The 13,223-nt window shown below is 71.9% G+C and carries 6 protein-coding genes; all 6 read left to right on the forward strand.

From position 1 onward, the window contains the following. The first annotated feature begins 3 nt into the window (after positions 1 to 3). The 6 genes from M4960_RS00785 to M4960_RS00810 all read left to right on the forward strand — a co-directional run bounded on the left by M4960_RS00785 (position 4) and on the right by M4960_RS00810 (position 13,160). Positions 4 to 825 (forward strand): PP2C family serine/threonine-protein phosphatase, encoded by an 822-nt coding sequence (locus M4960_RS00785; RefSeq protein WP_123294286.1) that lies wholly within the window; start codon positions 4 to 6, stop codon positions 823 to 825. Between the two features lie 140 nt (positions 826 to 965). After that, positions 966 to 2,378, forward strand: coding sequence for a serine/threonine-protein kinase (locus M4960_RS00790; RefSeq protein ID WP_248703240.1), 1,413 nt, complete (start codon positions 966 to 968; stop codon positions 2,376 to 2,378). Next, positions 2,375 to 8,254 (forward strand): Ig-like domain-containing protein, encoded by a 5,880-nt coding sequence (locus M4960_RS00795; RefSeq protein ID WP_248703241.1) that lies wholly within the window; start codon positions 2,375 to 2,377, stop codon positions 8,252 to 8,254. The genes M4960_RS00790 and M4960_RS00795 overlap by 4 nt, the downstream gene beginning before the upstream one ends. Positions 8,255 to 8,323: 69 nt before the next feature. Then, entirely contained in the window at positions 8,324 to 9,295 is a 972-nt protein-coding gene (locus M4960_RS00800; protein ID WP_123294288.1) for a MoxR family ATPase, read from the forward strand. Beyond that, complete coding sequence (locus tag M4960_RS00805) at positions 9,292 to 10,704, forward strand: DUF58 domain-containing protein (protein WP_248703242.1); 1,413 nt, start codon at positions 9,292 to 9,294, stop codon at positions 10,702 to 10,704. The genes M4960_RS00800 and M4960_RS00805 overlap by 4 nt, the downstream gene beginning before the upstream one ends. An 89-nt stretch (positions 10,705 to 10,793) precedes the next feature. Continuing rightward, positions 10,794 to 13,160, forward strand: a complete 2,367-nt coding sequence (locus M4960_RS00810) for a transglutaminaseTgpA domain-containing protein (RefSeq protein WP_248703243.1) — start codon at positions 10,794 to 10,796, stop codon at positions 13,158 to 13,160. Positions 13,161 to 13,223: the final 63 nt, after the last annotated feature.

Here is a 13,223-nt window from a genome sequence, read left to right on the forward strand (position 1 = left end):
AACGTGACCGAACTCGGCCGAGCAGCGACTGCGCACGCCATCGACGTCCCCGGTGCCGACGGCGCCACCCTGACGCTCTCGTGGGGAGCCGCGACCGACGTCGGTCGTCGCCGTGACCACAACGAGGACAGCTACATCGTCGGGGCGCCGTTCTTCGTCGTCGCCGACGGCATGGGCGGACACCTCGCCGGCGACCGCGCGAGCGACGCCGTCGTGCGTCGACTCGAGCAGGTGACGCAGGAGCCCTTCACCACGCGGCAGGGCATCCAGCGGGCGCTGCTCCTCGCCACGGCCGACATCGAGCGCGCAGCCGGCGGCAACGCGATCGGAGCGGGCACGACCGTGACCGGCATCGCCCTGGTCGCGTCGCTCGGGCAGCCGGCGGCCCTCGTGTTCAACGTCGGCGACTCGCGGACCTACCGGATCGAGGACGGCGTGCTTCGCCGCGTCACCGTGGACCACTCCGTGGTGCAGGAGATGGTCGACGCCGGGCTGCTGCGGGCCGAGGACGCCGAACAGCACCCGGACAGCAACGTCATCACCCGCGCGGTCGGGTTCGGCGAACCGCCGGCGCCCGACTGGTGGACCCTGCCGCTCCGCGCGGGCGACCGGTACATCGTCTGCTCCGACGGCCTGACGAAGGAGCTCGGCGACGCCGGCATCGCGCGCATCGCGGCACGGGAAGCCGGTGCGCAGGGACTCGCCGAACGCCTCGTCGGCGACGCGGTCGTCGCCGGGGGCCGCGACAACGTCACCGTCGTGGTGCTCCAGGTCGACGCCGCCCCGGACGACGGCGACCTCGAGGACACCCTGCCGCGGCACTGACCGTCGGCACAGGACCCCCCGAACTGGGGGAGTGCGCCCGTCCACAGGTGGTCGGTGTGCGGATCGACGGTCACCGGCGCTTCGTACAATGACTGTGCCACGACGAGAGAGTTGGCCGCTCGGCCGGGGAGGAGATGTCGATGGCGCGTCGCCTGCCGTCCAACCCGCCCGTGATCGGCGGCTTCAGCCCCGTGCACGTCCTCGGTTCCGGTGGCTTCGCCGATGTCTTCCTCTACGAGCAGGACATGCCGCGTCGTCAGGTCGCGGTGAAGGTCCTGCTCGACGAGGTCGTCGACGACCGCGTCCGGCAGATGTTCCAGGCCGAGGCCAACCTGATGGCGCGGCTCAGCACCCACCCGTCGATCCTGACGGTGTTCCAGGCGAGCGTCGCGGCCGACGGACGTCCGTACTTGGTGATGGAGCTGTGCTCCTCATCGCTCAGCGAGCGGTACCGGCGGGAGCCGATCCCGGTGTCCGAGGTGCTCTCGATCGGCGTGCGGATCGGGTCCGCCCTCGAGACCGCCCACCGCGAAGGCGTGCTCCACCGTGACATCAAGCCGTCGAACATCCTGCTCACGGCGTACGGCAACCCCGTGCTGTCCGACTTCGGCATCGCGGCCACCATCGGCGGGACCGACCCGGACGAGCCCATCGGCATGTCGATCCCGTGGTCGGCGCCCGAGGTCCTGATCGACGAGTCCCGGGGCACGATCCAGTCCGAGGTGTACTCGCTCGCCGCCACCGTGTACTCCCTGCTCGCCGGTCGCAGCCCGTTCGAGGTCCGGGGCGGCAAGAACGGTGCGAGCGACCTGATGAGCCGGATCGACAAGGGGGGCGTCAAGCCCACCGGTCGGACCGACGTCCCACCGTCGCTCGAGCGCCTGCTCGCCACCGCGCTGTCCCGCAAGGTGCCGTCGCGCCCGACGACCGTGCTCGAACTCGTGCGCGGGTTCCAGCAGGTCGAGGCCGAGCTCGGGATCGCGCAGACCGCGGCCGACGTCGCGGTCGAGGCGTGGGCCATCGCGACCCCGACCCCGGAGGGCGACCGGACCATGATCCGCGAGCTCCAGCCGCCGTCGCGGGTCGGCGCCCGCCGCCGCACCCGTCGCGCGGTCCAGGGCGGCGTCGTCGCCGGCGGTTCGCAGAGCGTCGGCACCGTCCATCGCACCGGATCGGTCACACGTGCTCGTCGACGCACCCGGTCGACGCTCGTCTGGGCGACGTCCCTCGCCGTCGTCGTGGTCGCTGCCCTCGCCATCGCGACCGTGGTCGTCGTCGGGCGGCTCGGCGCCGGGGCGATCCCCGTGGTGGCGGACGTCCGCGCACAGCCTTCGGCGCAGTCGGTGTCGTTCTCGTGGGCGGACCCGGGCCTGAAGAGCGGCGACACCTACGTCATCTCGTCGAACGGCGCGTCCAGCCAGCAGACCGGCACCACGTTCGTCGTCTCCGGGCAGCGCGGCGACGAGGAGTGCATCGCGGTCGCCGTCAACCGCGACGGCAAGACCGGTGCAGCGAGCGCGCAGAAGTGCGCGACCGTCGGGAGCGCCGGGTGATCCGCGCGCTCCTCGCGAAGCACCGATCCGCCGCCGTCACCACCGGGGTCTCCGTCCTGGTCGCCGCGGTCGTCGCGACGACCGCGATCGTCTCGACCGGGTACCACACGCAACGAGTCGACCTCGGGGACGGCACCGTCTGGGTGCCCTCCGCCGAGTACGGAGCGGTCGGCCGGGCCAACACCGGGGTCCTCCAGCTGAACACCGCCGTCGAGACCGCGAGCGACGACCTGGCCGTGCTGCAGCGCGGGTCCATGGTCTACAGCGTCGACCAGACCAAGGGGACCGTGGCCAAGGTCGACGTCGCCGACGCCACCGTCGGCGACGCCGTGACCCTGCCCGCGGGGACACCCCAGGTCTTCTTCGCGGGGGACACCGCGGTGATCGGCAACCAGGACACCGGCGAGCTGTGGGCGACGCCCGCTGCCGACCTCGCCGAGTTCGACGCCTCGACCAAGGCCGACCTGACGCTCGGGGCGGACACCGTCTTCGACGCCTCGGGCGGACACGTCGCGGTGTACTCGGCGAAGACCGGCACGGCATCGCTCGTCGACGTCGGGTCGACGTTGTCCGTCGACCAGCGGTGGAAGGTCGACATGGACCGCACCGACGACTTCCAGGTCGCGACCTTCGACGGCCACCTGGCCGTGCTCGACCGCACCAGCGGCGCCCTGTCGATCGACAGCCGCACCGTGGAGCTCGGCGACCGGGTCGGCGCGTCACCCGCGCTCCAGCGATCGTCGGACACCTCGTCCGACGTCACCGTCGCGGGTACCGCCGGACTCGTTCGGGTCAGCGCCTCGGGGTCCGTCGACGCCACCGCGCTCCAGGTGTCCGGACGTGCGGCGCGCCCCTACGTCGACGGGTCCTGCACCTACGCGGCGTGGGCCGGTGGCCAGGCGATCGACACCTGCGACGGCAACGCGCTCCAGCGGCTCGCGAGCACCGGCGGGACCAGCACGATGCAGATCCTGCACAACGGGCAGACCGTCGTCGCCAACGACCCGTCGAGCGGTCGTTCCTGGGCGATCGACCGCAGCGGCCAGCTCATCGACAACTGGGCCGACCTCATCAAGCAGGACGACGAGCAGCAGCAGGAGCAGGTCTCCGACGACGACCCCGAGGTCGACAAGGACCAGAAGCCGCCGGTGGCGGTGGACGACGACCTGGGCGCTCGTCCGGGACGCACCACGAGCCTCCCGGTCCTGCTCAACGACTACGACCCGAACGGTGACCCGATCATCGTGAGCGAGGTCGGGTCCATCTCGGAGTCCGCCGGCCGCGTCGCCATCGTCGCCGACGGCCAACGGCTGCAGGTCACGCTGTCGTCGCGCGCAACCGGCACCGTGACCTTCCCGTACACGATCACCGACGGCAACGGCGGATCCGACACCGCGACCGTCCGCGTCACGGTGCGGCCGGACTCGCAGAACGAGGCCCCGCGGCAGGTGCGCGACACCTCGGCGGACGTGGTGCAGAACGGACACGTCGTCAGCAGCGTGCTCGGCGACTGGGTCGACCCCGACGGCGACCCGGTGTACCTGAAGTCCGCGACCGCCTCGGACGGCGACCGGGTGTCGACCACCCCGGACGGCCTGCTCGACTTCCGTGCGGACAGCGGCCGCACGGGCGACCGTGCCGTCCAGCTCGTCGTGAGCGACGGACGCGCCGACGGCCGTGGCTCGGTGACCGTGCGCGTGGCGAAGCAGGGGAGTGTGCCGCTGCGTGCCGACCCGTTCCCGGTGCAGGGCTACGCCGGCAAGGCCTTCACGGTGGAGCCGCTCGACCACGTCCGCGGCGGCAACGGCACCGTGACCCTCACGAGCGTGTCGTCGTCGGCGGGGCTGACGGTCACCCCGAGCTACGACGCGGGCACGTTCCGGGTGCAGGGGGCGAGTGCCGGCGACCACCAGCTCGAGTACACCGTGACCGACGGTGTGAAGACGTCGAGCGGCATCGTCCGGGTCACGATCCTCGCGCCGCCGGACGCCTCGACCGCGCCCATCACGACCCCGAAGACGGTCTTCGTCAACACGCTGTCGAGCAAGGACACCGACGTCACCGCGACCGACATCGACCCGGCGGGCGGGGTGTTGCTCGTCACCGCCCTCGACGGACCGGTGCGGGGCAGCGGAGTCCAGGCGAGCATCCTCGACCAGCACACCGTTCGCGTCACGCTGACCGCACCGCTCGACGGGCCGGTGTCGTTCGGGTACACCGAGACGAACGGCCTGGCGTCGTCCACCGGCACGATCACCGTCGTCGAGATCCCCAAGCCCGACCGGATCCAGCCGCCCGTCGCCCAGCCCGACAGCGCGACCGTCCGGGTCGGCGACGTCGCGAACATCGACGTGCTCGACAACGACACCCAGCCCGAGGGCGAGCCCCTGATCCTCGAGCCCGAGCTCGTGCAGAACGTGCCCGGCGACGGCGGTCTGCTGTTCGCCTCGGGCGACCACCTGCGCTACCTCGCGCCGAAGACCCCCGGCAACTACACCGCCGTCTACCGGGTCGCCGGTCCGGACGGCCAGTACGCCGACGCCGCCGTCTCGATCTCGGTGCGCGAACGGGACGCGGCGACGAACAACCCGCCGGTTCCGCAGACCGTGACCGCCCGGGTCGTGGCCGGTTCGTCGGTGCGGATCTCGGTGCCGTTGAACGGGATCGACCCGGACGGCGACTCGGTGCAGCTCGTCGGCGTCGGGTCGAACCCGGACAAGGGCTCCGTCACCGACGTCGCGTCCGACGCGCTGACCTACGAGGCCGGCGACTACTCGGCCGGCACCGACGAGTTCACCTACACGGTGGTCGACGCCCTGGGCGCACGTGCCACCGGCACCGTCCGCGTGGGCATCGCCCCCCGTGCCGAACAGGCGTCGAACCCCGTCGCCGAGGCCGACCACGTGACCATCCGGCCCGGCGGTTCGGTGACCGTGCGGGTGCTGCAGAACGACTCCGACCCCGAGGGCGGCCAGCTCACCGTGTCGGCGGCCGAGCCCACCGCGGACGACGTGTCGGCGAAGATCCTGCGGAAGCAGCAGATCCGGGTCACACCCCCGAAGACCGCGAAGTCGGGCGACTACGCCGTGCTCTACACGGTGGCGAACGCCAGCGGGGGATCGAGCACCGCGTTCCTCACCGTCACGGTCGACCCGGACGCGCAACCCCTCCGCCCCGAGGTCGACGACACGACCCTCGACCTGCAGGACATCCTGCGGCGCGAGAGCGTGACCGTCGACGTGCTCGAGAACGTCTTCTTCGCCGAGGGCACCGCTGCCGACCTGCAGGTCGGGATCGTCGACGGCTACGGCGACACCGCACGGCTCACCGACGACGGACGGATCACGGTCCGGCTCACCGACGAGTCCCAGGTCATCCCGTTCTCGGTCGCACGGGTCGACCACCCCGACATCGTGTCCTACGGCTTCATCAACGTCCCCGGGTTCGACGACGCCCTGCCGCAGATCAACCGCTCGGCCGGTGCCGTCACCGTGAAGAGCGAGGCGACGGTCCGGATCCCGCTCGAGGACTACGTCGTGACCGCGAACGGCCAGACGGCGACGATCACGGACCGCGGCACGGTGAAGGCGACGCACGCGAACGGCCAGAGCCTGGTCGTGGACTCGTCGACGCTGCAGTTCACCTCGTCGAAGCTGTACTACGGCAACGCGTCCATCTCGTTCGAGGTCACGGACGGTTCTGCGGCCAACGGCGGGAAGGGTCGGGTCGCGACGCTCGTGCTCCCGGTCACCGTGACGCCGCGGTCGAACCAGCCGCCGGCGTTCACCGGCTCGGCGGTCGAGATGCAGCCTGGTGAGACGCGCACCGTCGACCTGACGAAGCTCACCGACTACCCGTACCCGAAGGACCTGCCGGAGCTGCGCTACTCCGTCGTCGGCCGTCCAGCGGCCGGCACCACCGCCACGATCTCCAGGCAGCAACTGACCATCGCGGTCGCCGACACCGCGAAGAAGAACACCACGGCGTCGATCGGCATCGGTGTGCAGGACGACGCGAACGCCGGACGTGCCGGCACCGTGACCGTGGGCATCGTGGCCTCGACGCGTCCGCTCGTGCAACCCGGCGCCGACCGGTCGATCACCAAGCGCGGTGCGACGACCACCATCGACGTCCTGACGAACGACCAGCCGACGAACCCGTTCCCCGGACAGCGGCTGCGCGTCGTGAACATCCGTGGTCTGTCCGGCGGGCTGCCGAGCGGCGTCTCCGTGACCCCGAGCGGCGACCGCACCCGTCTGCAGGTCCGCGTCTCCGACAGCGCCAAGCCGGTGGACGCCCACCTGCAGTACCAGGTCGCCGACGCCACGAACGACCCGGACCGCTACGTGTGGGGCGACGTGACGATCTCGGTGCAGGACGTCCCCGACGCCCCCGGCACGCCCACCCGGACCGGGTCCTACGACGGTGGCCAGGCCACGCTGACCTGGTCGACCCCGCAGGGCAACAACTCGCCGATCACCGGGTACCGCGTCACCGGCACGAACGGCGTCGCGAAGAACTGCGGCACCGCCACGGTCTGCACCCTGACGGGCCTCGACCCGAAGGCGTCGTACCGCTTCCAGGTCACCGCCACCAACGCGATCGGCGACTCGAAGCCGTCGGGCAGCTCGGCCCCGATCAGCGCCGACTACGTGCCGGCGCCGCCGAAGGGCATCACCGTCACACCGAACGGGTCGACCCCGAACCAGCTCGACGTCGCGTGGAAGGCCGTGCCCGCTCCGAACCGCGGCAGCGCGGTCGACGACTACATCGTCACCATCGAGGGACCGGGGCTGTCCGGTACCCGGCACACCGGCACGGCGACGAGCACCTCGTTCACCGGAGCCCAGAGCGCCGCGCAGTACAAGGTGACGATCTCGGCCCGGAACGACGCGGACCGCAACGGCACGGTCGTGCAGTGGAACTCGGCATCGGCCACGGGCACGGCCGTCGGGACGCCCGGCAAGCCGACGAACGTCCGAGCCGTCGCCGGTGAGCAGGCGGACTCTTCGGGGAAGTCGACCGTGACCGTGACCTGGGGTGCTCCCGACGCGGCAGGCGGGTCCGGACTGCGGTACGGGGTGTTCCGCTCGGGCAACGTCGACTGCGCTGCCACCCCGTCCGGCTCGATCGGTTCGTCGAGCCCGACGCGCGACGACGGCGTCGGCGGCGGGTCGACGCGGTACGCCGTGACCGTGTCGAACGGCTACTTCTGCAACGTCGAGTACACGGACGCGGTGACGTACGAACGTCCCACGGGGACCGGACGACCCTCCGTCGACGTCGTGCAGGTCGGGACGAACCTCTGGAACGTCAGCGTCACGGCTCCCTCGCGGAACGCGCACCACTACCAGCTCGAGACCGGCGGGCAGCCGATCACGCTGCAGCCGGGCCAGACCTGGACAGGCGTGCCGGGGTCCGGAGCGCGCAACGTGTCCGCGCAGATGCTCCTGCGTGCCTGCGGCGGACCGGGCAGCACGTTCTGCACGTCCGACGACCAATCGTGGACGGGCAACGCCACGGCCCTCGACTCGAACCTCTCGGTGACCGCCGCCCAGCAGGGACAGCCGATCGCGGTGACGGGGCCGAGCGGCTCCGGGATCTCGGTGCGCTACACCGCGTACTGGTACTTCGACGAGGACGGCAACATCTTCCGCGGGACCGACAGCTGGAACGCCGGGGAACCCGCGCCGACTCCGCCACTCGGCGCGAGCTCCGTCAAGGTCCGAGCGACGGTCACCGCGACGGACGGCTCGAGCTCGCAGAAGTCCGACGCCACGACCGATGCGTTCCCGATCGCAGCAGCGCCGGTGCCGGACCCCGAGCCGGAGCCGTCCGATCCGGGCGAGCCCGATCCGGAACCCGCGCCCGGCTGACCCGGTTCCGCCGCCCGCTGACCGTACGCTGCACACACCGCCATCCCCGAGAACGAGGAACGACCACGCATGAGCATGACCCCGGAGCAGGCCACCTGGTTCGCCGACGTCGCAGGCCGCATCGTGACCAACGTCGAGCAGGTGCTCCTCGGGAAGACGTTCGTGATCCGCCTCGCGGTGACGGCGATGCTCAGTGAGGGGCACCTGCTCCTCGAGGACGTCCCCGGCACGGGCAAGACGAGCCTGGCGCGGGCGATGGCGCAGAGCGTGCAGGGGACGACGAACCGCATCCAGTTCACCCCCGACCTGCTGCCCGGCGACATCACCGGCATCAGTGTCTACGACCAGCGCACGCAGGAGTTCGACTTCCACCGCGGCCCGGTCTTCGCGAACATCGTGCTCGCCGACGAGATCAACCGTGCGAGCCCGAAGACGCAGTCGGCCCTGCTCGAGGCGATGGAGGAGTCGGCGATCACGGTCGACGGCGTGAACCACCGTCTGGCGGCTCCGTTCATGGTCATCGCGACGCAGAACCCCATCGAGCAGGCCGGCACGTACCGTCTGCCCGAGGCGCAGCTCGACCGGTTCCTCATGAAGACCTCGATCGGCTACCCCGACCACGCCGCCACCGTGAAGATCCTCGAGACCTCGTCGGCTCCGTCGGCATCGGTTCCGCTCGCGAGTGTCGTGCCCGCGGCGACGATCACCGAGATGGCCGCGCTGGCCCGCACGGTGCACGTCGACGCCGTGATCGCCGACTACGTCGCACGGTTGGTCGACGCGACACGTTCGGCCAGCGAGGTCCGCCTGGGCGTCAGCGTCCGCGGCGCGATGGGCCTCATCCGTTCGGCACGCGTGCTCGCGGCGCTGAGCGGCCGCCACTACGTCACGCCGGACGACGTCAAGGCCCTCGCCGTCCCGGTGCTCGCGCACCGCCTGGTGCTCGACGCCGAGGCGGAGTTCGACGGTGTCAGTGCGCCGAGCGTCATCGCGCAGCTGCTGGTGGAGACGCCGCCGCCGGCCGACCGAGTCACGACGTGACGGACCGCCGGCCCGTCTCCACGCGCTCACGCCGTCCGTCCTCGACGCGGTCGCGTCGCGGGACGACGGCGTACGAGCGCACGGGGACGGTCGCCGGCCTGACCAACGTCCGCTCACGGATCGTCGGTGACCGCGACGGCGTTGCAGCGGATGCGGTCGTCGGGATCGTCCGGGTCTGGGCAACGGCCTGGAGGCTCGTCAAGCGTTCCTGGGGCGAGGTCTCCTCCGTCGTCACCGGGCTCGGGTGGACGGTCGCGGCCCTCACGCTCGTCGCGTTCGTGGCCGGCTACCGGTTCGGCCTGCGCGAGATCGTCGTCGTCGGGTTCGCGGGAGCGGTGCTCGTCGTCGTCGCCGCCATCGCGCTCATCGGCCGCACGCGGCTGGTGATCCGGATGCGCCTGCCGCAGCACCGTGTGGCGGTCGGCGACGAGGCCGGTGTGGTGGTCACGGCGGAGAACCCGACACGTCTGCCCTCGGTGCCGACGACGGTCGAGGTGCCGGTCGGCCCGGGTCTCGTCGACGTCGCGATCCCGGCGATCGGCGCGCACGGCACGTTCGAGCAGCTGGTGCCCGTGCCGACCGTGCGCCGCGGCGTGCTCGACGTGGGGCCGGTCACCGGTGTCCGCGCCGACCCCGTCGGTCTCGTCCGCCGCGAGGTCGTCTGGACCGCACGCGAACAGGTCATCGTGCACCCGCGCACGATCGCGATCCCGTCGACGAGCACCGGGCTGGTGCGCGACCTCGAGGGGCAGGCGACCACCGACCTGTCGCCGGCCGACATCGCGTTCCACGCCATCCGCGAGTACATGCCGGGTGACGACCCCCGCACCATCCACTGGAAGTCGACGGCGAAGTCGGGCGCGCTGATGGTGCGCCAGTTCGAGGACACGCGCCGCTCGCACCTGGTAGTGGCACTCGGCATCGCCCGGTCGGAGTTCGGGGACGACGAGGAGTTCGAGCTCGCGGTGAGCGCTGCGGCCTCGCTCGGTGCCCGTGCGATCCGCGACGGCCGAGAGGTCTCGGTCGTGGTGTCGGAACGCACCCCGGAGTTCGCGAAGCGTGCCGTCTACGCGGTGCGGACCCTGCCGACGGTCACCCCGACGCGACTGCTCGACGACTTCGCCTCGGTCGGACTCGCCGATGCCTGCCTGCCCATCGCCGAGGTCTCCCGGATCGTCGGCAGCGACACCGAGGGCATCTCGGTGGCGTTCCTGGTCGTCGGTTCGACGATCGGACTGCCGGCGCTCCGGCTCGCGGCGACGCGCTTCCCCGTCGGGGTCGAGGTCGTCGCGGTGATCTGTGAGCCCGAAGCACAGCCACGGTTCCTGCGGGTCGCGGGCCTGACCGTGATGACCATCGGCTACCTGGACGACCTCCGGCACGCCCTGCACCGATCGGCCGCCGCGTGAGCGCCCCTCCGGTGGCCACGCCGACGCCGCCCGCGGAGCGTGCCCGTCGGTCGACCCGGCGTTCCGATCGACGCGATGCCCGGCGGCTCGTGCCGTTCCGTCTTGCCGGCGGGACCCTCGTCGTGTGGCTCCTGCTCGCGATCGCGAGTGTGTCGTGGTGGCCGGTCTACCGCGACGACTCGATGATCGTCGCGGCGGTGACCGCGATCGCGTTCGGCACCCTCGTCGCCCTCGTCGGCGCGGTCCTGCGGCTGCCGCTGGTCGTGGTGGCGATCGCGACGGTGGCGGCGTTCACGCTCGCCGGTGTACCCGCCGCCGTGCCCGGTCAGGCCAACGGGGTCCTGCCGACGGGCCCGGGCCTGCTCGCGCTGTTCGCCGGCGTCGCGCTTGGGTGGAAGCAGCTGGTGACCATCAGCCTGCCGGTCGGCTCGTACGAGGCGCTCCTCGTGCCGTACTTCGTGACGCTCCTCGTCGCCACGGTGACGGCCGTGAGCGTGGCGACCCGTGCCTCCAGGCAGGAACTCGCGAGCATCCCGGCACTGGTGCTGTTCGCGATCGGGGTGGTCGTCGGACCGAGCCGGCTGGACACGTCGATCGTGACGGCCGTCGTGCTCGTCGCCGTCGCGCTCGTGTGGGTGCTGACGGTGCGGCACGCACGTCGCGCGGTCGCCGTGGCGACCACGATCGGGTCGCCGGTGCCGATCGCTCGGTCCGTCGTGCGCCCCGCGCTCGTCGGCACGGGGACGATCGTCGCGGCGGCCGTCGTCGCCACGGGTCTCGGGCTGGTCGCGCCACCGGCCAACGAGCGCACCGTCGCCCGCACGGACGTCGTGAAGCCGTTCGACCCCCGCGACTACGTCAGCCCGCTGAGCGGCTTCCGCGCGTACGAGGAACAGAGCGCGGCGGACACCGCACAGCTCCGGGTCACCGGACTGCCGGAGAACGGGTTCGTGCGCATCGCGACGCTCGACACCTACGACGGCGTGGTCTACCGCGTCGGCGGGTCGGACGGCTCCTCGTCGTCGGGCACGTTCGAGCGCGTGCCGACGTCGGTCGACGTCCGTGGCGTGGACGGCACCACGGTGCGCGTCGGGGTGACCGTCGACGGCTACAGCGGGGTCTGGCTGCCGACGGTGGGGGACCTGGAGCGCGTCGACTTCACCGGGACCGACGCCGACGACGAGCGCGGTTCCTTCTTCTACAACGGCTCGACGCAGACGGGCGCCGTGGTCGGCGGTGTCCGCGAAGGCACTTCCTACGACCTGACCGCCGTGGTCCCCGACCAGCCGACGGACGAGCAGCTCGCGGCCGCCCGCCCTGGCAGTGCCGCGGTCCCGACGGCGCGCGACGTGCCGGACGCCGTCCGCGAGACGGTCGAGGCGACGACCGACGCCGATGCGACTTCTGGTGCGAAGCTCGTCGCGGTGATCCAGGCGCTCAAGCGCAACGGGTACGTCAGCCACGGCGTCGGTGACGACCGGATGAGCCGTTCGGGGCACGGCGCCGACCGCATCCAGGAGCTCCTGACGTCGCCGCTGATGATCGGCGACCAGGAGCAGTACGCCGCCGCAGCAGCGCTGATGGCCGACGAGCTCGGGTTCCCGGCACGGGTGGTCATGGGCTTCACCGCAGGCGGCGACTCGGGGTCCGGCGGGGCGTCGGCGAGCGGCGGCACCACGACGTTCCGCGGCTCGGACGTCACCGCGCGCATCGAGGTCGACACCGCGCAGTGGGGGTGGGTGATGCTCAACCCCAACCCGAGTGTCCGCGAGATCCCGAACGAGCAGCAGCAGACGCCGCAGCCGGTGACCCGTCCCGAGACCGTCGTGCCGCCGCCTCCGGTCGACCAGCAGGACCAGGACCAGCAGGCGCCGCCGCAGAGCGACCGGAGCACGCCGCCCGTGCAGCCGCTGTGGTTGCAGATCCTGCTCGCAGCGCTGCCGTGGGTGCTCGGCGCACTGGGGCTGATCGCCCTCGTGCTCCTGCCGTTCGGGGTGGTCGTCCTGCTGAAGCGGGTCCGGCGCCGACGGCGCCGTCGTGCTCCGACGCCGCGCGGTCGCATCGTCGGGGCCTGGGACGAGTACCGCGATGCGCTCCTCGACCGTGGGCACGACGTGGCCGGATCGGCCACACGACGCGAGACCGTGACCGGTGCTCCGGGTGAGGGCGGGACCGGACTGGCCGCCCTCGCCGACCGGGCGGTGTTCGGACCGAGCGATGTCGACCAGGCCGCCGCCGACCGGATGTGGTCGGCGACGGACGACGCGGTGGGGACCCTGCGCGCCGGTCGGACGCGCCGTGAGCGGTTCCGCACCGCCGTGTCGCTCCGGTCCCTGCGCGGACCCGGACGGCCGCGCGCCACCACCGGTCAGGGCTCGGCGAGACGCGGTGACTACGATGGCCGGAGGCCTGACGAGCGTCGTGGACGGCCGAGTGAGGACAGAGGCAGACCGTGATCAGATGCGAACACTGTGGATCGATGCTCCCGGAGGGGGCGATCTTCTGCGGTGAGTGCGGAC

Source organism: Curtobacterium sp. MWU13-2055 (genome assembly GCF_023242305.1).
Taxonomy (GTDB): domain Bacteria; phylum Actinomycetota; class Actinomycetes; order Actinomycetales; family Microbacteriaceae; genus Curtobacterium.